The 25423-nt window shown below is 44.4% G+C and carries 27 protein-coding genes; 13 read left to right on the forward strand and 14 right to left on the reverse strand.

All coding sequences use genetic code 11. The features are described 5' to 3' along the window. The first annotated feature begins 17 nt into the window (after window positions 1–17). The 4 genes from JHD45_RS04820 to JHD45_RS04835 all read left to right on the forward strand — a co-directional run bounded on the left by JHD45_RS04820 (window position 18) and on the right by JHD45_RS04835 (window position 4670). Entirely contained in the window at window positions 18–791 is a 774-nt protein-coding gene (locus JHD45_RS04820) for a triose-phosphate isomerase (protein ID WP_199475365.1), read from the forward strand. A 15-nt stretch (window positions 792–806) separates the two neighbouring features. After that, window positions 807–1262, forward strand: a complete 456-nt coding sequence (locus JHD45_RS04825) for an RpiB/LacA/LacB family sugar-phosphate isomerase (RefSeq protein ID WP_199475366.1) — start codon at window positions 807–809, stop codon at window positions 1260–1262. A gap of 126 nt (window positions 1263–1388) precedes the next feature. Beyond that, window positions 1389–2918: an FGGY-family carbohydrate kinase gene (locus JHD45_RS04830; protein ID WP_199475367.1), complete on the forward strand. Its 1530-nt coding sequence runs from the start codon at window positions 1389–1391 to the stop codon at window positions 2916–2918. Beyond that, window positions 2919–4670: a glycerol-3-phosphate dehydrogenase/oxidase gene (locus tag JHD45_RS04835; RefSeq protein WP_199475368.1), complete on the forward strand. Its 1752-nt coding sequence runs from the start codon at window positions 2919–2921 to the stop codon at window positions 4668–4670. It abuts the gene before it with no gap. A 60-nt stretch (window positions 4671–4730) separates the two neighbouring features. On the opposite strand, the gene JHD45_RS04840 is transcribed toward JHD45_RS04835, so the two are convergent. Further along, complete coding sequence (locus tag JHD45_RS04840) at window positions 4731–5630, reverse strand: homocysteine S-methyltransferase family protein (RefSeq protein ID WP_199475369.1); 900 nt, start codon at window positions 5628–5630, stop codon at window positions 4731–4733. Between the two features lie 214 nt (window positions 5631–5844). Between JHD45_RS04840 and JHD45_RS04845 the strand changes: the two genes are divergently transcribed. After that, entirely contained in the window at window positions 5845–7272 is a 1428-nt protein-coding gene (locus JHD45_RS04845; protein WP_199475370.1) for an L-serine ammonia-lyase, read from the forward strand. Between the two features lie 35 nt (window positions 7273–7307). Here the strand turns inward: JHD45_RS04845 and JHD45_RS04850 are convergent, their stop codons facing one another. From JHD45_RS04850 to pssA, 4 genes are all read right to left on the reverse strand, one after another. Next, the gene (locus tag JHD45_RS04850; RefSeq protein WP_199475371.1) at window positions 7308–7913 is read right to left on the reverse strand and encodes an MSMEG_1061 family FMN-dependent PPOX-type flavoprotein; all 606 of its coding nucleotides are present in this window, start codon (window positions 7911–7913) and stop codon (window positions 7308–7310) included. A gap of 23 nt (window positions 7914–7936) precedes the next feature. After that, the gene (locus JHD45_RS04855; protein WP_199475372.1) at window positions 7937–8812 is read right to left on the reverse strand and encodes a GGDEF domain-containing protein; all 876 of its coding nucleotides are present in this window, start codon (window positions 8810–8812) and stop codon (window positions 7937–7939) included. 52 nt (window positions 8813–8864) lie between these two features. After that, window positions 8865–9731 (reverse strand): alpha/beta fold hydrolase, encoded by an 867-nt coding sequence (locus tag JHD45_RS04860; protein WP_199475373.1) that lies wholly within the window; start codon window positions 9729–9731, stop codon window positions 8865–8867. A gap of 321 nt (window positions 9732–10052) precedes the next feature. Beyond that, complete coding sequence (pssA, locus tag JHD45_RS04865; protein ID WP_199475374.1) at window positions 10053–11390, reverse strand: CDP-diacylglycerol--serine O-phosphatidyltransferase; 1338 nt, start codon at window positions 11388–11390, stop codon at window positions 10053–10055. 195 nt (window positions 11391–11585) lie between these two features. Here pssA and JHD45_RS04870 point away from each other — a divergent pair, with 195 nt between their 5' ends. The 4 genes from JHD45_RS04870 (at window position 11586) to JHD45_RS04885 (ending at window position 13819) form a co-directional block, all read left to right on the forward strand. Beyond that, on the forward strand, window positions 11586–12434 hold the full coding sequence (locus JHD45_RS04870) for an alpha/beta hydrolase (protein WP_199475375.1): 849 nt from the start codon (window positions 11586–11588) through the stop codon (window positions 12432–12434). 65 nt (window positions 12435–12499) lie between these two features. Beyond that, on the forward strand, window positions 12500–12811 hold the full coding sequence (locus tag JHD45_RS04875) for a YkgJ family cysteine cluster protein (protein WP_199475376.1): 312 nt from the start codon (window positions 12500–12502) through the stop codon (window positions 12809–12811). A 238-nt stretch (window positions 12812–13049) separates the two neighbouring features. Then, complete coding sequence (locus tag JHD45_RS04880) at window positions 13050–13301, forward strand: GlsB/YeaQ/YmgE family stress response membrane protein (RefSeq protein ID WP_199475377.1); 252 nt, start codon at window positions 13050–13052, stop codon at window positions 13299–13301. Between the two features lie 29 nt (window positions 13302–13330). Next, window positions 13331–13819 carry a GNAT family N-acetyltransferase gene (locus JHD45_RS04885; RefSeq protein ID WP_199475378.1) on the forward strand — a complete coding sequence of 163 codons (489 nt, stop codon included), beginning with the start codon at window positions 13331–13333 and terminating at the stop codon, window positions 13817–13819. Between the two features lie 125 nt (window positions 13820–13944). Here JHD45_RS04885 and JHD45_RS04890 read toward each other — a convergent pair whose 3' ends face one another. Together JHD45_RS04890 and yidD are read right to left on the reverse strand one after the other, a co-directional pair. Continuing rightward, entirely contained in the window at window positions 13945–14592 is a 648-nt protein-coding gene (locus JHD45_RS04890; RefSeq protein WP_199475379.1) for a 2OG-Fe dioxygenase family protein, read from the reverse strand. 221 nt (window positions 14593–14813) lie between these two features. Continuing rightward, entirely contained in the window at window positions 14814–15077 is a 264-nt protein-coding gene (yidD, locus tag JHD45_RS04895; RefSeq protein ID WP_199475380.1) for a membrane protein insertion efficiency factor YidD, read from the reverse strand. Window positions 15078–15220: 143 nt separating this feature from the next. On the opposite strand from yidD, the gene JHD45_RS04900 reads away from it, so the two are divergent. Together JHD45_RS04900 and JHD45_RS04905 are read left to right on the forward strand one after the other, a co-directional pair. Beyond that, window positions 15221–16093: a prephenate dehydratase gene (locus tag JHD45_RS04900; RefSeq protein ID WP_199475381.1), complete on the forward strand. Its 873-nt coding sequence runs from the start codon at window positions 15221–15223 to the stop codon at window positions 16091–16093. A gap of 101 nt (window positions 16094–16194) precedes the next feature. Further along, window positions 16195–16992 (forward strand): glycosyltransferase family 32 protein, encoded by a 798-nt coding sequence (locus JHD45_RS04905; protein WP_199475382.1) that lies wholly within the window; start codon window positions 16195–16197, stop codon window positions 16990–16992. Window positions 16993–17058: 66 nt separating this feature from the next. Here JHD45_RS04905 and JHD45_RS04910 read toward each other — a convergent pair whose 3' ends face one another. Next, complete coding sequence (locus JHD45_RS04910) at window positions 17059–17820, reverse strand: alpha/beta fold hydrolase (RefSeq protein ID WP_199475383.1); 762 nt, start codon at window positions 17818–17820, stop codon at window positions 17059–17061. A gap of 89 nt (window positions 17821–17909) precedes the next feature. Between JHD45_RS04910 and JHD45_RS04915 the strand changes: the two genes are divergently transcribed. Further along, a complete protein-coding gene (locus JHD45_RS04915) occupies window positions 17910–18515 on the forward strand; it encodes a CDP-alcohol phosphatidyltransferase family protein (RefSeq protein WP_199475384.1) in 606 nt (201 codons plus the stop codon). A 59-nt stretch (window positions 18516–18574) separates the two neighbouring features. Here JHD45_RS04915 and yfaE read toward each other — a convergent pair whose 3' ends face one another. The 4 genes from yfaE to JHD45_RS04935 form a co-directional block, all read right to left on the reverse strand. Further along, the gene (gene yfaE / locus JHD45_RS04920; RefSeq protein WP_418903770.1) at window positions 18575–18874 is read right to left on the reverse strand and encodes a class I ribonucleotide reductase maintenance protein YfaE; all 300 of its coding nucleotides are present in this window, start codon (window positions 18872–18874) and stop codon (window positions 18575–18577) included. Continuing rightward, complete coding sequence (nrdB, locus tag JHD45_RS04925; RefSeq protein WP_199475385.1) at window positions 18855–19988, reverse strand: class Ia ribonucleoside-diphosphate reductase subunit beta; 1134 nt, start codon at window positions 19986–19988, stop codon at window positions 18855–18857. Before nrdB ends, yfaE begins: the two co-directional genes overlap by 20 nt. A 208-nt stretch (window positions 19989–20196) precedes the next feature. Next, window positions 20197–22461 (reverse strand): class 1a ribonucleoside-diphosphate reductase subunit alpha, encoded by a 2265-nt coding sequence (nrdA, locus tag JHD45_RS04930; protein ID WP_199475386.1) that lies wholly within the window; start codon window positions 22459–22461, stop codon window positions 20197–20199. Between the two features lie 308 nt (window positions 22462–22769). After that, on the reverse strand, window positions 22770–23489 hold the full coding sequence (locus JHD45_RS04935; RefSeq protein ID WP_199475387.1) for a heparan-alpha-glucosaminide N-acetyltransferase: 720 nt from the start codon (window positions 23487–23489) through the stop codon (window positions 22770–22772). A 28-nt stretch (window positions 23490–23517) separates the two neighbouring features. On the opposite strand from JHD45_RS04935, the gene JHD45_RS04940 reads away from it, so the two are divergent. Continuing rightward, window positions 23518–24096, forward strand: coding sequence for an alpha-ketoglutarate-dependent dioxygenase AlkB family protein (locus JHD45_RS04940; RefSeq protein ID WP_199475388.1), 579 nt, complete (start codon window positions 23518–23520; stop codon window positions 24094–24096). Between the two features lie 47 nt (window positions 24097–24143). On the opposite strand, the gene pdxH is transcribed toward JHD45_RS04940, so the two are convergent. Continuing rightward, complete coding sequence (gene pdxH / locus JHD45_RS04945; RefSeq protein WP_199475389.1) at window positions 24144–24785, reverse strand: pyridoxamine 5'-phosphate oxidase; 642 nt, start codon at window positions 24783–24785, stop codon at window positions 24144–24146. A gap of 2 nt (window positions 24786–24787) precedes the next feature. Further along, complete coding sequence (coq7, locus tag JHD45_RS04950; RefSeq protein WP_199475390.1) at window positions 24788–25420, reverse strand: 2-polyprenyl-3-methyl-6-methoxy-1,4-benzoquinone monooxygenase; 633 nt, start codon at window positions 25418–25420, stop codon at window positions 24788–24790. Between the last annotated feature and the right edge of the window lie 3 nt (window positions 25421–25423).

Genomic DNA, 25423 nt, shown 5'->3' on the forward strand with positions numbered 1-25423 from the left:
AACGCGCAGGATAGGGTATGAATAAAAATAAAACGTTCTGGGTTGGCACAAGCTGGAAGATGAACAAAACCTTGTCAGAAGCGCTTGAGTTTGCGACTGCTCTGAAGCAGGACGAAGTCAATGTGGATGAGCGGATACAGCGTTTTGTTATCCCGCCTTTTACAGCGGTCAGGCAAGTGAAAGCGCTGCTTGAGGGCACGTCGGTCAAAGTGGGCGCCCAGAATATGCATTGGTGTGACAGTGGTGCATGGACAGGGGAAGTTTCGCCGTTGATGTTGACAGATTGCTGTTTAGACCTGGTGGAATTAGGGCACTCTGAAAGGCGTGAGCATTTTGCTGAAACCAATGAAACCGTAGGGCGAAAAGTTGAGGCTGCTATTCGTCATCATTTGATTCCACTGATTTGTATTGGTGAAACCCTAGCAGATAAAGAGAGTGGTCATGCTGCGAGTGTTTTGGCGGAACAAGTTAAAGGGGCATTGCAGTACTTAAGTGAAGAGCAAAAAAACGCGCCCCTTTTGTTTGCCTATGAGCCAGTTTGGGCGATTGGTGAAAAGGGGGTCCCAGCCTCTGCTGATTATGCGGACTTGCGTCAATCGGAGATTATCAAAACGGCTGAAGCTGTGTTAGGGCGAAGAGTGCCTTGTCTTTATGGCGGCTCGGTAAACCCAGAAAATTGTCAAGAATTGATCGGCTGTGAACACGTTGATGGCTTGTTCATTGGTCGCTCGGCGTGGCGTGTTGAAGGCTACCTCAACATTCTAAAATTGTGTTCAAGTGCTCAACAATAATAACAGGAGATCATCATGAGAATTGCAATTGCAGGTGATAGCGCAGGCGAAGAGTTAGCAAAAGCATTGGCAGACTACCTTAGTGACCGCTATGAAGTCGAGGAGGTTTCTAGAACGGAAAAAGGGGCGGATCCATTTTACGCCAATATGTCTGAAAGGGTGGCTAAGGCGGTTTTAGATGGCAAATATGATCGCGCTATTTTGATCTGTGGAACGGGAATTGGTGTGAGTATTTCAGCCAATAAGGTTCCCGGTATCCGTGCCGCTTTAACTCACGATACCTATTCGGCGCAGCGGGCTGCGTTATCAAATAATGCTCATATTATCACCATGGGGGCACGCGTTATTGGTCAAGAATTGGCAAAATCCATTGCAGATGCCTTTTTGAAGGAAGTCTTTGATGAAAACGGCCGCTCTGCTGGAAATGTTCGGGCGATTAACAGTGTTGATGAAACGTATCGCGTGAGGTAATCCACCTCATAAGTCTATTTCGTTTTAGTGCTTTCTCGGTTATAGCCATTCGACTTTAAACTTAAGGCTACTCACTGATTGCCTTCGAGTTCTTCTTACAACAAAAACAATAAAAGGAGAGGCTTAATGCCTAGTTTTCTTGGTATTGATAGTGGATTAACGGTGACAAAAGCCGTGTTGTTTGATGTTGATGGCACACAAATAGCCGTAGCGAGACGGCGTGTGCCGCAACATATTCCTAAAGCAAAGTGGGTTGAGAGAGATATGTTGGGCTTATGGTTCGCGACAGCGGAAGCGATCCGTGAAGCGATACAGAAAAGTCATCGCTCTGCTCGGGATATTTTAGGTGTATCAGTAACGGCTCATGGTGATGGTATCTATCTTTTAGATCGCGATGGCAAGCCTGTTCGAGCAGGTATTTTGTCCTTAGACAGCCGTGCAGGAGAACAAGTTCGAGCATGGCAATCCGATGGGAAGTCGCAGTCTGCCTTAGTACTGACTGGACAAGTGCCCCATGTGTCAGCCCCTTCTGCCTTATTGGCGTGGATCAAAGCCTATGAGCCAGATAATTATCGGCGTATAGCACATGTTCTTAGTTGTAAGGACTGGCTAAGGTATTGTTTGTGTGCTCAGATTGGAACCGATAGAACGGAAGCCAGTACGTCATTTACAGATGTTCATACTCAGCAGTATTCTTCGGCGGCCATGTCTTTGTATGGTCTAGAACACATTGAATCGGCGTTACCAGATATTCATGATTCGTCAGAAATCGTGGGAGAGGTGACGCAAACATCTGCCCAGTTAACGGGGCTGTGTCTAGGCACCCCCGTGGTTGCTGGACTGCATGATGTGACGGCCTCGGCATTAGGAATAGGTGGCCAAAAGAGTAATATGGTGGATATTGTCGCAGGGACCTATTCTATCAATGAAATTGTTTCCGAGGCCCCCATTGTTGATGGACAGTGGTTTTGTCGTAATGGACTTAGTGATGGTCAGTGGAACAATATGGCCATTTCGCCAGCTTCATCTGCAAATTATGATTGGTTTTTGGACACGCTATGTGGGGCGGATAAATCGCTTGCAGCAACCGAAGGCACGGATATTCACAATAGCATAGCGGCAGAAATGCAGCCTGCTTTGACCAATCCATCGTCGCTTTTGTTTCATCCTTATCTATTTGGTTCGCCCTATGGTGATGAAGCGAGTGGCAGTTTTTTAGGCTTGCGTGCCTGGCATGATCGAGGTCACATGCTTGCCGCCGTTCTCGAAGGCATTGCTTTTAATCACCGAGTTCATGTGGAAGCGTTAAAAACCGCCTTTTCATTTCATGAAGCAAGATTGACCGGTGGAGTGTCTCGTCATCCTGTCTTTGCTCAATTGTTCGCTGATATTTTAGGTTTGCCTGTCCATGTCCTTAATACAGATGAATCAGCAGCATTTGGCGCAGTACTGTGTGCTGGTGTGGGGGCGGGAGTTTACAAACACCCCCACGATGATCCTCGAGATTTGTCTGCCTTAACCACCAGTTATTACCCAGATGTTCAAAAAAAGCCGATTTACGAAGAAAAATTTCAATTGTTTCACCAACTAACGATCAGTTTAAACAATGCTTGGCTAGATATTGAACGCTTTGCTAAACAGCAGGATAGAGCCTAGATGGAAACACAATGTATGGACAATGAACACACTGTTAACGATGAAGTGGTGGGCGGTATAGATCCTACGGCTGAGGTCACTCATTACGATGTAGTGATCATCGGTGCGGGTATTAATGGGGCGGGCTTGTTTCGGGATCTTTGTGAGCAAGGTGTATCCTGTTTACTGGTAGAAAAAAAGGATTACGGAGCAGGAACGAGTGCCGCCCCCTCTCGTCTCATTCATGGTGGTCTTAAGTACATAGAAACGGCGGAACTTGGGTTGGTGGCGCAATCCACGTTAGAGCGTAATTTATTGCTGCGAAATGCGCCCCATTATGTGACACCGCTCTCGACCTTTATTCCGACCTTTTCTTGGACAAAAGGGGTTTTTGCGGCCCTACGAACCCTATGTGGATCAACGACAGCACCTCGCAGCCGAGGTGCTCTTTTGATTAAAGTGGGCTTGGCGATTTACGATTTTTATGGTGCTCGTAAACGTGTCATGCCGAAGCATCGATTTTTATTCCGCCGTCGAGCTTTGGCACTGTTGCCAATTCTTAATCGAAACATTGTGGCATTGGGGAACTATTACGATGCCAAAATAGCTCAACCAGAACGTTTGGTATGGGAATTAGTTAAAGATGGTTTAGCGGCGAATGAGCAATCTCTGGCACTCAATGGGACAGCGTTACGACAAGTCGAGCAGGGTGTGTTGTCGTTCCAGCAGGATAATGGACATGTCACTCGTGTTAGCACCAATATTGTGATCAATGCTGCAGGGCCTTGGATAGACAAAGTGAATCAATCTTTAGGCGTTGACTCTAGAATGATTGGGGGAACCAAAGGCTCGCACATTTTATTGGATCATGCTCCTTTGATTAGGGCGCTGGATGGCGCCATGATTTATTTTGAAGCGGATGATGGGCGTATTTGTTTGGTGTTTGAGTATTTAGGTCGAGCGTTAGTGGGGTCGACAGACAGTAAAGCTGATGATCCTGATACAGTAAAATGTGAAGAAGAAGAGATTGATTATTTTCTTCAGAGCTTAAGCTCGCTTATGCCCAGCTTGTCTTTTACGCGGGACCAAATTGTTTATGCTTACAGTGGCATTCGCCCATTACCTCTTACTGATGCGGCTATTCCAGGCTTAATCAGTCGAGATCATTCAGCGCCTGTGTTTGAGGCAACTCACGAGCGGCCTTTTGCGATTATTTCTCTCATTGGTGGGAAGTGGACAACTTTTCGAGGCTTTGCAGAAGAGGTGGCGGATGATGTGTTGAAGCGACTTCACAAATCCCGTCGTGTTTCCACACAAGATTTACCTATAGGCGGAGGGCGAGATTTCCCCTTATCTGTCGCGAAAAGAAAACAGTGGGTAACACAGGTAAGTGAGCGCTCAGGATTGCAGATTGAGCGGGTAGATCAGTTATTAGAGCGATACGGCAGTCATGCCCAAAACGTGGCCCTGCATCAAGGAGAGTGGCAAGATGACCAGCGTTTACCCGATTCGAATGATGTGAGTTTGGCGGAAATTGATTGGATCGTGAAAAACGAGCAGGTTAATCATTTGGACGATATTGTTATGCGTCGTACCACGCTTGCGGTGACCGGTGAGGTCACCCTAAAAGATATAGAGGCTATTAGCCAAGTGGCAGCCAAGCAACTTACATGGGATGAGCAGAGAAAACATCAAGAGAGGGAGGCGCTGATAAAGCAGCTCGTCAATAAAAACCGTTACCGTTTTTATCCAGATAGGCCTTTATCAAGATAAAAAAGTTTGCCAGACACAACCCTATGTATAAGATGAGGCTGTGTCTGCATCGGACATCGTTTAGCTAGTCAGTTCGTTGGCTAAGACTCTGATGTGTTCTGGTCCGATCCCACAGCAACCACCAATAATAGTCGCTCCGTCTTGTATCCATTGTTGCGCCCATTGTAGGTAAGCGGGTGGTGTTAGGTCTTGACGTAAGGCATTTAAGCTTTCATTTGCCGTGGCATTTTTGGGTTGAGGAGGAAAAGCGTTGGCATAAGCGCCGATCTGAATGGCTTTATTTTGCAGTATGGCTTTGGTTAATTTAATGGCTTCACCAATGATTTCAGGCTGGCTGCAATTGAATAATATGGCGTTAACGCCGATGACTTCCATGGCCTTTACAGCTTCTACAACGCGTTCTCCCGAGCGCAGAAGTGGCTCTTCCGTTGGTTCGGCATCTTCTAACGTGAACGCTACCCAAAATGGTTTATGTTCCGTGTCGATTTTATCGACGATGGCTTTGATTTTGGTGGGTTCATCTATCACACTTTGTGTTTCGCATAGCCAAATATCCACATAATCGTTTTGTGCTTTGATTAATGGTGTGGCGAGTTCTTCGACCCGTTCAGCTTGGTATAAATCCGCACGGTAAGAGCCAAATATTGGGGGGATCGAAGCGGCTACTTTGGTGTGAGTGCGACTTTCATCCGTCGCTTCGCGCGCCATTTTTCCGGCTAATTTGGCTAATTCATAGGCCCGTGTTTTGAATATCTCTTCGCCGATGTGAAAAGGCACTAACGCATAGCTGTTACTGGTGATGACACGAGCACCGCTGGCTATATAGGCCTTGTGGACGTCTTTAACGATGTCAGGCGTTTCCATCATGGCCAAAGCAGACCATTCAGGTTGTTTGAAAGGGGCGCCACGGCGCTCAAGTTCACGGCCCATGCCGCCATCAAGAATGGTGATATCTGTCATTTTTCTTACCTGATCTGCAAAGTAGGCAGGATTCTAACGACATTTTTTAACTATTCAATCGATTACAGCAAGAAAAATGGGATGGCTGAAAGAATGTGGTGAATTTGCATTAAAGCGTCGCAATTAGAGAATAATATGTCTGTCTTGCTCAATTGTATGTACGTTATTATGGTCACACTAGCCAGCTGTAGAGTCTTTTATTGAAGAGATCATTATGAAGCCAGTGGGTGTATTTGATATTTTAAAAATTGGCGTTGGGCCATCCAGTTCGCATACTCTAGGGCCTTGGCAAATATGCCGAGCATTTGCTCAAGGGCTGGAAGATAAGGGGCTGTTGGATAACGTTCATAGTGTTCGAGTCTTTTTATATGGTTCTTTAGCATTGACAGGACAAGGTCACTGTACTGATATTGCCATTATGATGGGGCTGTCGGGAGCGGATCCTGTAACGGTGCCCCTAGAGGATGTGGACAATATTCCTAGATTAATAACTTCGACGGGGCGACTGTTATTGTCCGCCAAGCGAGACGTTCATTTTCCTCCGGCGTCAGCCATTGTTTATCATATGAGCGAACGATTGCCGATGCATGCTAACGGTATGACGTTGATTGCCTACGATGAACAGGAGCAAGAAGTTTTACGGAAAACGGCTTACTCCATTGGCGGGGGAGCCATTCTGTGGGAGGAAGGTGAAGACGTTATCAACGAGCCAAGTTTAGGTTTTCCTGAAACGGGTAAGGATTTGTTGGCTTTGTGCGATCATGGTGGGGCGTCTGTGAGCATCTCGCAAGCTATGTTAAAGCTAGAAGAGCAATTACGTCCGAAAGCTGAAACAAAAGAAGGATTGCTGGCCATTTGGCGGGTGATGGAAAGTGCTGTTTTTCGAGGTTGTCACACGATAGGGGTGTTACCTGGTGGGCTAGAGGTAGGGCGCCGAGCGGCTCAATTGGCAACTAAGCTGATGCCCAACTCCTATGAATTAGATGAAACGGCTTGGTTTGAGGCCATAGGGTCTTGTCATAAAGATTTCTCACATACGTTAAAGTGGGTGGGATGTTTTGCGTTGGCGGTGAATGAAGAGAATGCGGCTTTAGGGCGTATTGTAACCTCACCAACCAATGGTTCGGCTGGGGTGATTCCCGCTGTCATGATGTATTATCTGTATTTTACCGATCAAAAAGTGACTCAGGACGATCTCATTCACTTTTTATTGGTCGCTGGGGCCATTGGTAGTATTTTCAAAAGCGGTGCGACCATTTCTGCTGCGATGGGAGGATGTCAGGCTGAAATTGGCGTGTCGTCTGCGATGGCGGCAGCCGCTTTAACAGAAGGCTTAGGTGGCTCCCCTGCGCAAGCCTTAATGGCGGCCGAAATCGCTATGGAACATCATTTGGGGATGACATGCGATCCGGTTGGTGGCTTGGTGCAAATCCCTTGTATTGAGCGTAATAGCATGGGCGCGATCAAGGCAATTACAGCCGCACATATTGCATTGAACACGGAAGCTGCCAATGCCAAAGTCTCGCTAGACGATGTGGTGCGTACCATGTGGCAAACAGCACAAGACATGAATAGCCGTTACAAAGAAACCTCCCAAGGTGGTCTTGCAGTGAATATTTCTGTGCGCTTGCCAGAGTGTTAATCGTTGGCTGTTTTTGTTTAAGGATGTTTTGGGCGTTATAGCAGTGGCTGATAGCGCTTGAGCATCGCTTCTTGGCTCTCTGGTTCTTCGCTAAGTTGCAATTGATCTTTGATCATTTGTCCCATGGTTGGCAGCTTGGAGCGTTCTATTTTAGTGGATTCTGACCAAAGCTTGGCTCGCATCAGTGATTTAGCACAGTGTAAAAACACTTCTTCAATGATGATGTCGATACAAGCTTTAGGAGGATTTTTCTCTTCTGCAAAGCAAGCGAGATGGTCTGGGCAAGTACTAATGCTTGCCTTGCCATTAATTCGCAGTGTCTCATCGACACCTGGGATCAAAAACAGACAGCCAATCGTGCCCGTTTCGATTATGTTGACTAACGAATCCAATCGGTTATTACCTTTTGCTTCTGGGATAAGGAGGCGATTGGCATCGAGAATTTTCACAAAGCCCGCGACGCCTCCGCGAGGAGAACAATCTAGCTTGCCTGACTGATTAAATGTTGAGATGGTCATGAAAGGAGACAGTTCAATGAACCGTATGCTGTGCGTTTCTAGCTGAGAAAGTTGTTTTTGAGCAGCACGCCCATTAGCATGACCAAATATCTCTCTTAACTCGACTTCAGATTGGATGGGCATTTCATTATTTCCTTGGCTGATGGTTATCTCTTGTCCAGTAACAGGTCCTCTTTGAATCGGCGTGTCTGGTTACGTCCTCTTTCTTTGGCATCATACAAGGCTTCGTCTGCTTGCCAAATGATTTCATCAAGATTCAAGGTTTGGTTATTGATTGGGTAACTTGTCATGCCAATGCTGACATGTAAAGTGTCGCGGCCTATTGCAATTTGATTAATCTTATCGTGAAGGCGTTGGCAAAATATATGGGCCTTGTCTATGGACGTGTTATAAAGCACAACTAAAAATTCCTCTCCGCCCCAACGTGCCACAATGTCACAGGAGCGCACAGTGCTTGCCAGTACTTTTGACATTTTGATGAGTATTTTATCCCCTTCTTGATGACCAAAGGTATCATTGACCCTCTTGAAATAATCGATGTCTAACAGAATAAAAGACAACATGACATTGGTGCGTTTGGTCTGCTGGATCATATCATTTGCTCGTTTTGTGGCTTCTCGTCTATTGAGTAGTCCTGTGAGCTCATCAGTAGCAGAGGTGATGGTTAGAGCCTTGGTTTTGTCTTCGAGTTTATCCCTCGTATTGATGAGTTCTTGATAGAGTTGGTCTCGATTAATGGCGCTGAATAAGGCCCAATAGATTTTACCTTGCTGGGATAGGGTCGCATTGATAGTAACAGGAACTGGCTCTTTCTTCGCCGAGAGCAGCATGACTTGTAGCTCGGATACTTTGCCATCTTGTAAGAGCATTGGGTAAAAATAATGCTCTAAAAAGAGAACACTGGCTTTGGTAAAAAGAGCCGTAATGGGTTGATCTATTAAACTGTCTTTTGCAAAGCCAAACTCGTTCTCGATATACGCATTGAATTGCAGGATTTTCTGTTCCTGAAAATCACTGACCATAAGACCACATGGAAATATATGAGGGTCCATCTCCATCTGTTGACTGATCTCCTTATTGGGTTTGATCAAGAAAACATTGAATGCTGTTAAGTACTTGTAATGGGTACGTCATATGCAAACAGTGTCCTTTACCGTTAATAATATCTAGCTTAGCATTGGGGAACTGTTTTTGCGTATATTTGCCTACTTCGATGGGCACCAAAGCATCCTGTTTGCTTTGTATAACTAAGCAGGGGTGATGGATTTTCGGCAGTAAGTGACGATAGTCAGAAAAGAAGGTTGCTATGGCAAACGGCTTAGAATAGGTCGGGTCTGTCGAACAAAAACTGGTGAGTAATTCTTGCACCAGTGCATCATCCGTTTCTTGCTTAATATCCGTTTCCGAAGGGGTGCTGTTCATAACCAAAGGGGCGAGATAGTTGCCCCACCCGATGTAATTTTTATCCATTAAATTGACTAGCTCTTCTAAATCACTTTTTTCAAAGCCACCAGAATACCCATCATTCAAATTTAAAAAGCAGGGGGAAGGGCACACCATCACCAGTTTGTCGATTAGATCAGGTCGTAGATGGGCCGTGATCAAGCCGATGGTTGCACCGACTGAATGCCCGACAAAGAGAACATTGGAGAAATCCAGGGAATCACAGATTTCGATCACATCTAACGCATAGCCTTCCAGCTGACTATAGCGGTTTTTTTGATAGGCTCGAACGTCTGAATTGCCACTGCCAACATAATCAAACAAAATGACTTTGTATTGTTTTTCTAGGTAAGGTGTTAAAAACCGCCACATATTTTGACTGCAACCAAAACCATGGGCTAACAGGATGACTTTCTCGCCTTCGCCTAGGATGTTGATATGATTACGGCGTTTGATCTCCAAAGCATTAAACTGAGTATTGCTGATGGATATTTCCATGTTTTCTCTCCCTGTTAATAAGTCAAGAGGGGATAAAGCCACCCTTTTCCTTGGTGTTTTACATAACCTTGGGTAAATTTGAAATCTTTTATGGCCAAAAGTTTTATATATGGCCCACTGTTGTAAATACTTGAACCATTATAGCGCGATGTAGAAGGGGGAGGGGGGCAGGTGTTTTTGAATACACCTTAACGGTGAGTCATGCTTGCTCTGCTCTCCCAAATGCCTGATAGAAGCGTCCTTCATCAGGCTATATTGACTAATGGTTGGGTAACAAACACCGTCCTAATGTGCCTATGTACCGTTTGTTCGTCTGATTTTTTATAAAATTCGTTTTAACAAACGATCAGCTCGTGTACGCAGTACACGTCGTATGAGCTTTTGTACCTTTTCGGGGTATTGTCCTACTGTTTCTAGTTGTTTGTAGCTACGGATTTGTTCTGTATGTTTGAATATATTGTCAAACTCAGCTGTGAACTTGTCTTCAAGTAACTGTTTTGGGTCTTGGATGAGCAGTCCATTTTCTAAATCCAGTGCCCACGCTCTTGGGTTTACATTATTCCCCGTTAGTAGCATGGTCTTGCGATCTACCCAAAGTCCTTTTAAATGATAGCTATTAGCATCGTGTTTCCATAGATGAACAGCAAGGCGACCTGATGCTGTATGTGTTTTGTTGGTGCGAGTGAATTTGCGTAAGTTCAGCTCATAAAGATAAGGCAATCCACCAATGGCCTTGAATGGCTGATCTGGCGCAATATAAAAGTCACTAGCGGTCTTGTCACCGACGATGATGTGAACCTGAACCCCTCGTTTTATTGCTCGAGTAATTTCGCGAATGACTGCTCTTGGCAAGTTAAAGTAAGGTGTGCACAGGCAAATTTCTTGTTTGGCATTGCTCAAAAGGGCAATGATTTTTCGGTTGAGTTGATTGCGACGTTTACCAATTCCGACCAAGGGGGTGACGGCAACTTGATCTTCACCGACTGATTCATCTGCTATGTGATAGTGTGCTTTCGATAAAGTAGCACGGAATTGTCGAATTAATGGTTTAATGTCTTTGGTACTTGGCAGGTTTGTATCATTCAGATTATGAACTGCAGGATCGGCAATCATGTTGTTGCGAATAAAATGCACCATGCTATCGGCTAGCGGTTTGTGCTCGATAATGTGGTAACGATCAAAGCGATAACGTTCATGGTAGTGCAGATAGATGTTGTTTAAGCTGGCACCGCTGTAGACAACTGTGCTATCAATGATGAATCCTTTCAGGTGTAGTACACCAAAGACTTCACGATTACGCACCGGGACACCATAAACCGGAATCGGAAGATCATATTCCTTGGCAAACTCTTGATAGAGGCTGGCATTCCCTTTGCTCTTTTCTGCCCCGATTAAACCCCGTTGGGCACGATGCCAATCAACACAGATGGCAATATCCAAGTCAGGGTTGTCTTGTTTTGCTTGATAAATAGTGGAGAGTATTTCTCTGCCTGCTTCATCATCTTCAAGGTACAAGGCAACAATATAGATGCGTTTGGTCGCCTGTTTAATCGCGCTTAACAAAAGTTCTCGATACTCTCGAGCAGAATGCAAAATCGTAATACGCTCTGGATGGACTGCGAAATGAGGGATAGGATCGAGTAAGTGTCTATTGGGCATAATACCGAAGTGCTACCTATGTTTTGACTAGCGGGTAACTTTAGCAAATTCGTTGTTTTATTCCTATAAAATAACGCTTTAGTTTTTGTCTTTACGCTTTTATTTACGCGTTTTTGTCTTTTACATTGGTCTATTTTCACGTTTGTGGCGTAGCTTTAGGAAGTGTATTGTTCTGACGTAGGAGTTTGTATCGTAATGAAGAAAGTATTCGTGACATTAAGTTCTTTGTTGTTGGTGGCCTGTACTAAGGCGGGTCTTGAGCTTGCTAATTTGCCGAATAAGTTTAGTGACACGAAAACCATTAAGAATATTGCCTATGGCGCGCAGTCTTGGCAAACGTTAGACCTTTATATCCCGCCTAACCCATCCCATGAGCCGCTTCCTGTTGTGGTGTTCTTTTATGGTGGCAGTTGGCAAGAGGGTTCGAAAAGCATGTATCCATTTGTTGGTGAAGCGTTTGCCAAGAAAGACTATATCACGGTTATTGCCGATTACCGTAAGTATCCTCAAGTGACGTTTCCGACCTTTGTTGAAGATGGTGCCAAAGCGGTGGCATGGACCTATCGTCATGTCGCGCAGTATGGCGGGAACCCAGGTGAATTGTTTATTGTGGGTCATTCAGCTGGGGCTCATATTGGTGCCTTAATTACGGCAGATTCACATTATTTATCGGCAGAAGGAGAGAATAGCAGCATTATCAAAGCCTTTGCCGGGTTATCTGGCCCCTATGATTTTGTGCCTTATGAGAAAGACTATATCGCTATTTTTGGTCCTCCCGAAAATTACCCAAAGATGCAGGTGCCGACCTTTATCAATGGTAAAGAACCACCAATGTTGCTGCTTTGGGGAGCGGATGATGATGTGGTAGGAAAAAGTAACATGGATAAGCTGGTGGCGAAGATTCACGAAAAAGGGGGCGTAGAAGAGCATAAAACCTATGCAGGCGTCGATCATGTCGGTATGGTCTCAACCTTTATTTGGTTTCTAAACAGTAAGGCGCCGATTTTGGATGATATTACTGCATTTTTTAGTCAATATAAGTGAATAGCAACAGTAAAGCGCTTTTTTGCTTTGTTTCATTCTTCCTTTTAGAGTCTTGATCTATTTTTATGAGCATTCCGCTGACCGATCTATTATCTGCCTCATCGAACTCTGTGGTGTCCGATGTGACTTGTTCTACATGCCATGCCTGTTGCTGTCGTTTAGAAGTTATGATTATTTCGGAGACGGGGGTGCCAGAAAGACACATCTCTGTGGATGAATGGGGTGGTGAGACCATGTTGAGACTAGAGGATGGTTGGTGTTCCGCTGTCGATCGTAATACGCACATGTGTACCATCTATGAACATCGACCATGGATCTGCCGAGAATTTTCTATGGGGTCCTACCAATGTTTGGATGAGCGCAGAATGATGGATTGAGAAGTTGACCTCGTTGGCCTTTTGCCGCTCCTTGAAAGGCTTTTTGTTGGAAAATGGAGAGCATTGTTTTTGGGAGATTAGCAAGAAGGAAAAGTGATTGGTTTTATCAACGCGCGAATCAATATTTAATGAGCGGGATAAAGCCTTCTACCAAAAATTAGGTTATGTTGAGGATTTTTATATCATGTCTCGACAAATTGCCTAAACTTAATGTAACTCGTTGTTGAGGGGGAAATCGATGGATATTCAGGCACTTGTTATTGTGTTGTTAATTGGTGGCATTGCTGGTTGGTTAGCTGGAAAAATTATCAAAGGCGGAGGCTTTGGCATTGTTGGCAATATTATCGTTGGTATTGTCGGGTCCGTTGTTGGTAACTTCGTCTTTGCGGCATTAGGGCTGTTTGCCCACGGTATCTTGGGTTCTATTATCACGGCCACCTGCGGGGCCATTATTTTGCTCTTTATTGTGCGTTTGATTAAGCGAATGTAATTGGGCTTTAGAAAGCCAGTGGAGGCGCTATGCTGATTCGATCTGTTTCAACCAAAGATGTTCCCTCGCTCACGGATATTTATAATAGCTATATTGAAAATACCATTATTACTTTTGAAGAAGACCCTATTACCTCTGACGAGATGGCGGCACGTATCGATAAAGTGTCCCAAGCCCATTTGCCATGGTTGGTTCTTGAAGAGGATGGCGACGTGTTAGGTTATGCGTATGCGGGGAATTGGCATGGACGTAGTGCGTATCGTTTTACGGCAGAGCCAACCATTTACTTAGCACAAGAGGCAAAGGGAAAAGGTCAAGGGAAAATTCTCTATTCTTCTTTGATCGAAGAGCTGAGAAAAAAAGGGATTAAACAGTTAATAGGCTTGATCGCGTTACCGAATGACGCCAGCGTGGGATTACATGAATCGCTGGGTTTTAAAAAAGCGGGCGAGTTTAAAGACGTTGGCTTTAAGTTTGATCAATGGATATCCGTTGGTTATTGGCAACTTGCCTTGTAACCTTTTGCGTATTTGTGTGGCACGTTAAATGTCTGTCTGAACTAAAAGAGCATCATGGTGAATATAATGATGCTCTTGTTATATCCGCTCTTTTTTATCCTGATCTAAGGTTCGGTATTGGAGGCCTAGTAAATATTTGCGGTCAATACAAAAATATCCATGTAGCCGAGCTCCCCATCAATAGGCTGAATTGGGTTAGCGCTATGGAAAAATTTCCGATCATTTAAAATGACAAATTCTCCATGGTCAAACGCGTGGCTGATGATGGCTGGGCTGTTCTCTTCTAAATGAACGTTAATTTTGCCACCTTTTATGTTATGACGTTGCATGACATAAATACCAATACGATCAAAACCATCTTGATGAACCCCCTCCGGCGCGACTTCTGCTAGTTGATGATCCGCAAAAATACGTAGCTGGTGCACCTCAATAAGTGTACCGTCTTTGACATTGGCCATTTCGCGAAAATGCTTAAAGAGCTCAACGAAGCCTGGGTCTTGAAAGGTCTGCTCTTCAATTTCTGGATAACGTCTGACTACATTTCCTTGGAAGTGGTTAATGCTGTCATCTTGCACAAACTCTTTGGCGGGTAAGCGAGACAATTTCTCTTGATGCAGGGTAAAGCAAGAATATCTGCGCAATCGAAATTGACCGTCCGCATAGGGATTGGTTGGCAAATCATTAAAGGTAGGGGCCAGATGTTCCACACTGTCTGGAGAGAGTTGGCCAAGTTCTAAATAAAATGGGGTGGATGTGATGTTATTCGCTAGCATAAAAGACTACCTCTTTTCGCTTTGTTGGCAGATCATGCGCAACATTGTTTTTATTATTAGTGCACGTCTTTAAACGCGCCTTTAAAAGGTGAATCGGCCTTGTGAGCCTATCCTTAGTGTAGTGATTTATTGAGGAATATGCTCGCATTATTGGGCATCTAGAGTGTAAAAAAATGCGTTTTCAGGAGCGAGCTTCGCCCTATAGCGTGATAATACAGGGGCTATGACTTTGAGGTCTTGTCTGATGAGTGTTTCTTTGTGTGACAAGGACAGGGGGGGACGGGGTCTATGCCGCCTTCGTGCCAAGGGTGACATTTTGCTAGACGTTTGAGGCCAAGATAAATGCCTTTGATGACACCAAAACGTTCAATGGCTTCAATCATATAATGAGAACAGCTAGGGTAGAAGCGGCAGTTGTTTCCCAATAACGGACTAATGGCATATTGGTAGCTCTTCACCAGTATTAAAAAAAAACGCTTAATCATAGAGGGTACTCTTTGCTATCGTTATGCTCATATCCAATGCTTTGCTATTTATTCATCTTGATAGGGGGAGCGGTGTCCATTTTTCCCCATAGATATTCTATCAAGCTTTCTAATAATACGATTACTTTTAAAAAGACGATTTTATGACAGGTCAAATTCAGTTAGAAGCATCACAAATTGTTGCCTATCAAGGGGAACCTGGGGCTTATTCTCATCTCGCCTGTAAACATACCTTTCCAGATCTTAAAACCATCCATTGTGCTACCTTTGGTGAGGCGTTGCAGAAGGTTGAGCATGGAGAGGCTTACTACGCAATGATTCCCCTAGAAAATTCCACCGCAGGTCGCGTTGAAGAAATTTATCGTGAACTCAAGCGAACTCAGTTGCATGTCGTCAAAGAACATTTTGAGGCGGTTAATCATTGCCTTATTGCACGACACGGTGTTGCCATTGAGCAGATTACTCGCATTGGTAGTCATCCTCAAGCATTGGCCCAATGTGATGATAATATTAAGGCGCTGGGGGCCAAAAATGTTGCGATGTATGATACCGCAGGCGCGGCAAAGTTCATTGCCGAACATGATGAACCAGGCTTCGCTGTTATTTCTTCTGAATTGGCGGCTGAGCTGTATGGTTTAAATATTCTAAAAACGCATTTTAATGACCGAGAAGGCAACACAACGCGGTTCTTAGTTTTTTCAAAGCAGCAAAAAATGCCCGTATTTGAGCCGGAAAAGATCTATATTACGACCTTTATGTTTCGAGTCCGTAACCTTCCTGCTGCCTTGTATAAAGCCATGGGAGGGTTCGCCACCAATGGTATCAATATGTTGAAACTGGAAAGCTATATGGTGAATGGACACTTTACAGCCACCCAGTTTTACATTGATGTCGAAGCGCATTTTCAAGACCCTGCTATGCAGCGGGCGCTTGAGGAGTTGCGCTTTTTTTCTGAGGATATCCGTATATTGGGGACATATTATGCGGATGAGTTTCGCTTCCAGCAGTCTAAATAATACGAAACTGTCTGGGAAAATAATAAGTGTAAGAAATGTGTAACTGAGTGCTGTTACCCTGACGCTATATCATGTTTGGTTGGCGCTAGGGAATATTGCAGATGAGCAGTCTTTTTAAGGTTATTTTTAATCGATGTATTCGCTTAGTGGGTAATCTGGTGAAGGTTGTATCCTATCTGTTTCACTTTCTTTTGCCCTATTGTCGCTTCACGATTCCCGCCAATTCTCCAGCAAAAATAGCGAGCCATTGTGATACGTCTATCCCGAGGATCATTTGGCAGACGAACTACTCTAATCGCTGTGCTTTGCCCATTTATGTGAACTATTTGTTTAATCGTCTAATGTCGCTTGAGTATGAGTATCGCTATGTTAGCACGCAAGAACGTGAAGTGTTTATGCGCGATCATGCGCCGCAAGAGGTGTACAAAGCCTACTTAAGGTTAAATGATGGTGCAGCTCAAGCGGACTTGTGGCGAGTCACATGCCTCTATCTGCATGGTGGCGTGTACATGGATATTGATGCAGTTTTGGTGTGGCCCCTAGGAAAGACGCTTAAGTATGATGATGACGCCCTCTATATCAAATTCAAAAAAGACTACAGCGAATTTACTAATTACTTTTTGGCAACGGTACCGAAAAACCCTGATTATCACGCCATTTTAAGCAAAATAGTCTATAACATTAACCATCATTCAGAGCTGGTTAATAAGCGAGTGTACGATACCACGGGCCCATCTGCGTTTAATGAGGTGCTTCAAGGGAAAAGTGTTAATGCGAAGAAGCGTGGGCATGTTTGTATTCAAGGTGCCTTCACGAATGAATACTTCCAGTATCTGGATAAGCCAAGGGGAAAATGGACGTATCTAAGGGATGATGAGGTGGTTAAGAAAAGTAGCTGATAAAGGCTATTTATTATAAAAACGCCCTGTTTTATCAGGGCATTTTTATTGCTACCCATAGATGGATTATTTATTGAGAAAACGTTTGACAAGGCTGCTAAAGGGAATGGGTTTTTCTGCATGGAGCCAATGTCCGGTGTCGGGAATCATTTTGAATTCTGCATTGGGGAAAAAACCTATAATGTCTTGTTGGTAATCCGCAACAATATAGTCTGATTTTTCTCCTTTTATAAACAGTGTGGGAGTTTGAATAGGGCTGCCTATTTCTGGTTTTTTTAAAATAGTGGTATAGCTTTGCGCAATATTGTCGAGCGAAATAGCGAGCTTGAATCCGTTGTCAGTGCGTTCTAGATTTTTAAGCAGGAATTGACGCACGGGTAGGGACGGTTCGTATTCACTAAGTAGGCTATCCGCTTGTTTTCGGGATGTAAGATCCGTTTCATCAATGGCTTTTAGCCCTTTGAAGATTTGTGTGTGGCTTGGGGGATAGTCAACAGGAGCAATGTCTGCGACTACCAATTTGATGATATTGTCTGGTGCAAGGGCAGCCATTTGCATGGCAACTTTCCCACCCATGGAATGACCAAGTAAGTAGAACTTGTCTAAGCTTGTTTCCTGGGCCCATTGCAATATTGCTTTCGCCATATTGGGGTAGGAAGCATGGTTCATCGGGCTGGATTGGCCGTGGTTCGGCAGATCGATACAAAAGACACGAAATGTTTCGGACCAGTTTTTCGCGAGGGAATGCCAGTTGTCTGCGTTGCCAAACAGTCCATGAAGAACAACGAGCGCTGGGCCGGATTCACCGTATTGTTTTGCGTGTATCATAGTCACCTTGTGTTTTAATATGGCACGAGTTAATGCAGGCTATTGTATCAAGTCTTTTCACCTCCCAATAGAATTAAGGTCGCTTGAGTATGTTAGATCCCTTTTTTGTCAACGTTTTAAAGCATCCACTGCGACTGATGGCCATGGTGATCGACAAATGTGGTGTTAAAGCGAATTGGATTACCGTGATTGGCTTTGTGATTGGCATGCTGACATTGCCTGCTTTGTATTTTGGTAATACTTCTCTGGCATTGGTGTTTGTGTTGATCAATCGAGCAATGGATGGGTTAGATGGAGCGGTAGCAAGGATAACAGGCCCATCAGATTTTGGAGGGTATTTAGATATTACCCTAGATTTTATTTTTTATTCGGCAGTGGTGTTTGGTTTTGCTCTGATGAACCCTAACGCCAATGCTTTGGCGGCAAGCTTTTTGATTTTTTCTTTTATGGGAACCGGCAGTAGCTTTTTAGCGTTTGCCATTATGGCCGAAAAGCGTCGAATCGTGCGCTTGGATTATGGAAAAAAGTCTTTGTATTTTTTAGGTGGGTTAACAGAAGGGGCAGAGACAATTGCGTTTTTGGTGTTGGTTTGTCTTTATCCTTTGCACTTTTCCATATTAGCCTATGTCTTTGGTCTGATGTGTTGGGTAACGACGGCAACCCGTTTATATGCAGGTTACCGCACGTTGCAATGAGCGCAATAAAAAGAGCTGAGTGTCTTATATGATGAGGAGGCGCTTAGTGTCTTAGGTAGCTAATCACTGAAAAACGCAATTTCAATATCGCTTTTGACGATCGCGCAGCAAGCCAGCATATAACCACTTTGCACCCAAGCGAGGGGTTCAAAAGGGTATTCAACGTGGCCCCATAGTAGTTTGATGGAGCAGGAAGAGCAGTAACCCTCTCGACACTGGTATTCGACGTGGATGCCTTCTCTTTCTAATTGCACAAGTAAAGGTTCATCTTCTGTTACCAGAATTTGTTTTTTTCCCAGTAGAACGCGATGAACCTTGTCTCGTACTTTGTCCGGTTTATTAGAGGTCAAAGTCGTCAAAATCAGACTCGCTTAGATCGTTGTCGATTTGCCCAACAAGATAAGAGCTGATTTCTGCCTCTTGAGGGGCAACTTGCACATTGTCGCTGACTAGCCACGCGTTAATCCAAGGGATTGGGTTATGCTTGGTTCCGAAGGCGGTATCCAGTCCAACGGCCTGCATGCGAACATTGGTGATGTATTCTACATATTGGCCAAGAATTTGCGCATTGAGGCCGATCATGGAGCCATCTTTGAATAAGTAGGATGCCCAATCTTTTTCTTGTTCTGCGGCTTCGATGAAGATGTTACGCATCTCTTCCTTACATTCTTGTGCAATGATGGCCATTTCTGGATCGTCTTTACCGGATGCCATCAGGTTAAGCATGTGCTGGGTACCGGTTAAATGCAGTGCTTCATCTCGGGCGATCAGTTTAATGATTTTAGCATTGCCTTCCATCAAGGTGCGCTCAGCAAAGGCAAAGCTACAGGCAAAGCTGACGTAGAAACGAATCGCTTCAAGTACGTTTACAGAGGCCACTGTCAGGTAGAGAGCCTTTTTGAGAGAGCGCATGGATATTTCAATATCGCCATGCTCAGGCACGTGGTGTGTTCCTAGCCCTAGTGTATTGTATAGGCTAACCATTTCGATCAAGCGGTCATAGTAAACAGATACACTGTCTGCTCGCTTGGTGATTTCTTTGTTAACGGTGATGTCATCAAAGATTTTCGTTGGATCGTTCACAATGTTGCGAATAATGTGTGTATAAGAACGGCTATGAATCGTTTCGCTAAAGGACCAAGTTTCGATCCAAGTTTCTAATTCTGGCAAAGAAACGATGGGTAACAAGGCGACATTGGGAGAACGGCCCTGCACACTGTCGAGCAGTGTTTGGTATTTTAAGTTGCTCAAAAAAATATGTTGTTCGTGTTCTTCCAGTTTTTGAAAGTCTTTGCGGTCAGAGGATAGGTCGACTTCTTCAGGGCGCCAAAAGAAAGACAATTGCTTTTCGATTAATTTCTCGAAAATAGGGTGCTTTTGTTGGTCATAGCGTGCAACGTTGACGTTTTCACCAAAGAACATCGGTTCTTTCATGCTATCGAACTGTTTGCGGTTGAAAGTCGAGTAACTCATTACTTGGCAGTTTCCTTAGATTAGGTAGCGTTAAAAAAACGGATGCCAGCAACTGTCTGTGGCGCTTGTTTTTTTAATATCGTTTTAAGTTTGTATATCTGGCGCTATTCTACTGTTAACACGGCCTTGCGAAAAGCAAGTTGGCAGATCATGGAACGAAACAAGACCTCATCTCCATGAGGTCTTGTTGGGCATTTTATGTTATGACTTAGATTTTACATGCACCACTGGCACAATCATCCATATCATCTTGCTGGTCGTCTGCCCCATCCCGTGTGTTATGGTAGTAAAGAGTCTTCACACCCAGTTTATAGGCCGTTAGTAGATCTTTTAAGATGACTTTCATTGGTACTTTTTGCGATTCGAACTTCTGTGGATCGTAGTTCGTATTCGCTGAGATGGATTGGTCGATAAACTTCTGCATAATACCTACAAGTTGTAGGTAACCATCGTTCGATGGGATGCTCCACAGTAATTCGTATTGTTCTTTAAGGCGTTCAAATTCAGGAACAACCTGTTTTAGGATACCATCTTTACTGGCTTTGACAGAGACGAAGCCCCGTGGAGGCTCAATGCCATTTGTCGCGTTACTAATTTGAGACGAGGTTTCAGACGGCATCAACGCACTCAGAGTAGAGTTGCGAAGGCCATGTTCTACGATGTCTTTACGCAGCGTTTCCCAGTCATAGATCAACTCATTGGATACGATGTTGTCGATTTCTTTTTTGTAGGTATCAATTGGCAAAATACCTTTTGCATAAGTGGTTTCATCAAATGCTAAGCATGGGCCAAACTCTTTAGACAGTTTGTTAGACGCTTTCAGCAAGTAATATTGTATCGCCTCAAAGGTTTTATGAGTCAAATCATTCGCGCTACCGTCTGAATATTTGACGCCATTTTTCGCTAAGTAGTAGGCGTAGTTGATCACACCTATGCCAAGTGTCCGGCGCATTTCAGTGGCCCGTTGTGCAGCAGGAATCGGATAGTTTTGGTAATCTAACAAAGCATCCAGTGCGCGAACAACCAATTCAGACAGCTCTTCCAGTTCGTCTAGGTTCTCAAGTGCGCCTAAATTGAAAGCCGACAAAGTGCATAGGGCAATTTCCCCTTCAGTATCGTCAACGCGGTTTAGTGGTTTGGTTGGCAGAGCAATCTCAAGACAAAGGTTACTTTGTTTAACAGGGGCAACGGCTGGGTCAAATGGGCTATGGGTGTTACAGTGATCCACGTTTTGTAGATAAATACGACCCGTACTCGCCCGCTCAGATGCGAACAAGGTAAATAAATCTGATGCTTTAATGGTCTGTTTGCGGATGGAAGGATCCTGTTCATACATAGTGTATAGACGGTCGAATTCTTCTTGATCTGCAAAGAAGGCGTCGTACAACCCAGGCACGTCTGATGGGCTGAACAGTGTGATATTGCCCCCCTTGATTAAACGTTGGTACATCAAGCGGTTAAACTGAACACCATAGTCTAGATGGCGAACACGATTTTCTTCTACGCCACGGTTATTTTTAAGCACCAATAGACTTTCGACTTCTAAATGCCAGATTGGATAAAAGACCGTTGCTGCACCGCCACGGACACCACCTTGAGAACAGCTTTTAACCGCAGTTTGGAAGTGCTTGTAGAATGGAATACAGCCTGTATGGAATGCTTCTCCCCCGCGAATAGGGCTACCTAGAGCGCGAATGGCCCCCGCATTGATGCCGATACCAGCCCGTTGACTGACGTATTTTACGATTGCGCTGGATGTCGCATTAATGGAATCCAGTGAGTCGCCGCACTCGATCAATACGCAACTGCTGAACTGGCGTGTTGGTGTACGAATGCCCGACATGATTGGGGTAGGGAGTGATATTTTAAATTTAGACACAGCATCGTAGAAGCGACGAATCAGATCCAAACGTGCGGCTTTATCATAATTCGCAAACAAACAGGCGGCGATCAAAATGTAGATGAACTGCGGGCTTTCATAGATCTCACCTGTGACGCGGTTTTGAACTAAGTATTTACCTTCTAATTGCTTAACAGCCGCATAGGAAAAATTCATGTCGCGGGAGTGATCAATAATATTGTTTAGCTCATCAAATTCTGCTTTTGTATAGTTCTCCAGCAAGCTTTGATCATAGCGGTTTTGTTCAACCAAGTTTCTAACATGATCATAAAGATGAGGTGGCTCAAAGTTACCATAGGCCTTTTTGCGCAAATGGAAGATAGCCAGACGAGCTGCTAAATATTGATAATCGGGGGTGTTCTCAGAGATTAAGTCTGCTGCGGACTTAATTAAGGTCTCGTGAATATCGGTAGTGCGAATGCCATTAAAAAATTGTATTTGTGCTTTTAGCTCAACTTGTGACACAGAAACATTATCTAGATCTTCCGCCGCCCATGTTATGACTTTGTGAATCTTCTCAAGATTGATGTTTTCTGTCTTACCGTTACGCTTAGTAACTGTGAGGGTGCTCATGGCTTAACTTCCCATTCGTGCAATGTGTAAAAAAAGAGATGATAACTGTATCTAGTGGGTGATTGGTATTTAACATACTAGATGTAGTGTTTATCAATCCTGATGACGAGAACAATAGTGTGCATTGCTTTGAAAATCAAGGCTTGAAAATTACGCTAAAATAGGAGTGAAACCTTTCTGTAAGTAGCTACTTACCCTGTTGCCCTTGGGTAGTGGAAACTCGATGATAGGCAAGATGTGATGTGCTTTTTTTTATGTTTTTTTATAAGTTATATGGTGGTTTTTTCTTGCCCAAACATTGATCTGGATTAATGACTAAGCACCATCCTGGCGCTCGCGACTAGGGCAAATAAAATTAACTGATGCAGTAAGTAAATAGGTAGTGCGTAGCGTCCCATCCAGGCAAGTATACGGGTAATGAGGTGCTCAGGAATAGGGCATTGATGAATCTTAAAGTATCCGAGTGTTATGCCGATCAAAGCAACACCAATCCAAGGGAATGGGAAAGCAATATCCAGTGTGCTGGTAGGAAGGTGTAATGTATGGACGATATAAGGGAGCACATTGGGGAAAGACAGCCAGTTAGTTGTGTTGTAAATCAGTACAATGATGACGCCGATAATACACGATATAATTGGCCATTTGGTCATGGGGCGGACGAGAAACGTCAGTAGGAAGATAAAGTGCAAAATGCCAAAATAAATCCAGTTATTGGGAAAGGCAAGGTAAGTACCCAGAGAAATCATAATAATGGCGAGCAAAAGCTTAAGGTCACGTTTCCATAGGATGATCGAATGATGCTTTTGCATCGTAAGATAAGCAGACCAACCAACGGCGGAAATAAAAATGGTGACGATAATGTCGCGAAAGTGATTCCAGAAAGGGTTAGCGAGGGAAAACTCAATAAAGCCGAAATTGCCCAGGTCCCAGCTGAAGTGAAAGATCATCATGAGCAGTACCCCAAGACCGCGATAGGTATCTAACAAGGAGCTGCGGAGGGCTTTCAAAGAGAGAGAATTTTCGGGCATTGTCGACCATTATGCAAAGGTGAATGAAGTGGAGCCATCATACCGTTACTCTTTGGCCTGCTCAAGCAGTGAGCTGACTCCGTTGGCGCAAGCGCGGCTTTTTGAGCAACTAAAATCCGCGTTAGTTTGGGAGCAGGAATCGTTATTAATGTTTGGTCGTGATGTATTGGTGCCAAGGCGAGTGGCTTTTATTGCGGACCGAGGATTATGTTATCGCTACACGGGCAAAGATCATTATGGAAAAGGCTGGCCAAATTGTTTAGCAGAAATCAGAAAGCAAGCGGAATACTTAGCAGGTCAGTCTTTCAACTCTGTGTTACTCAATTGGTATCAAAATGGTGATGACTACATGGGGTGGCACGCCGATAATGAAACAATATTGGGCCCCGCTCCTGTTATTGCTATGTTGAGTTTAGGAGCAACACGAGACTTTCTCTTTCGCTTAAAAAAGAATCATAGTGTTAAACATAGTATTGCATTGGAGGGCGGCAGCTGGCTAGTGATGTCAGCATCAACACAAGTGCTGTGGCAGCATTGTTTACCAAAAAGAAAACGGGTTCAAGAAGAGCGCATTAGTTTAACTTTTCGCACTCTGTTGAACCCATAGGATACCCTTTGGTTTGACAATATCTACTAGCTTCAGCACCCAGATGATTATGGGGCTTTACGTTCGCGTAACCAGCTTTCTGACTGCTTGGTAAAACACAGGCGGTCATGCAAGCGGCTCGGGCGGCCTTGCCAGAACTCAATGTAGCTTGGGGTTAACACATACCCACCCCAGTTGTCTGGGCAAGGGACTTTTTGGTTAGCAAAGTTATCTTCTGCTTCTTTATAAGCGTTTTTCAGTGTCTCCCTATTATTGATTGTGGTGCTTTGCTTTGAAATATAAGCGGCTAGCTGACTGCCCCTAGGGCGACTCGAGAAGTAGTGTTCAGAGTCTTCGCGGCTGATTTTTTTGATCTCGCCCTCGACCCGTACTTGCCGAGACAGTGCTGGCCAAAAAAAAGTCAGGCAGGCTTTGTTATTTTTCGCTAGCTGTTGGCCTTTGTCACTATCGTAGTTGGTGAAAAAGCAAAAGCCTGCATCGTCTCGCTGTTTAAGTAACACGACACGAGCGTGGGGCTGGCCAGACTCGTCCACTGTACTGATCGTCATGGCGGTTGGGTCTTCTTGGTTGGAGGCAATCGCTTGCTCTAACCAGCCATCAAAAAACGTTAACGGATCCTTGCCGACGCTGTCTTCTAATAGATCTTCAAATTGATAGTCACGCCGAATAGAGTGTAGATCGCGGTTCATAATTAAATCCTATAGGTTGACAGGGTCATAATTTTCGACACTTGTGTCATGAGCGCCATGATGGGTTTGGGAAACACATAACCGCCTGACTGGAGCGCCATTTGTTTGTGTTTGGCTTCATCAATATGCATCTGTGTCAGTACGGCTTGACTTTTTTTATCCTGATGAGGCAGTTCCAGCATATGTTTATCAAGGTGAACACAGACTTGATCTTCTGTTGCAGCAACAAAACCAAGGCTCAGTTTATCGCTGATGAGTCCAGCGCTTGCGCCAATAGCAAAAGAGGCACCATAAAAAAATGGATTCAGTAGGCTAGGGCGGCTGTTTAAGTCATACAGGCGCTTTTCACACCAGACAAGGTGATCTATTTCCTCTTCCGCTGCGTGTTCCATCTCTTCTCGAACCGTCTCTAGCTTTGCGGTGGTCGCTTGACCTGCGTACAACGCTTGTGCACAGACTTCACCTGTGTGATTGATGCGCATTAAGCCGGCTGCGTGTTTACGTTCTTGTTCACTCAACGTCGCTTCGGAATATTGATTCGCTGGTGATGGGCGATGTTCTTTAGCAACGTGGGGAACCAGCGTTTGTAATGCGCGATCAAATTGCAGTACTGCTCTATCCAAAAAAGAATACATTTT

The sequence above is a fragment of the Marinomonas spartinae genome (assembly GCF_016461715.1).
GTDB classification, from domain to species: domain Bacteria; phylum Pseudomonadota; class Gammaproteobacteria; order Pseudomonadales; family Marinomonadaceae; genus Marinomonas; species Marinomonas spartinae_A.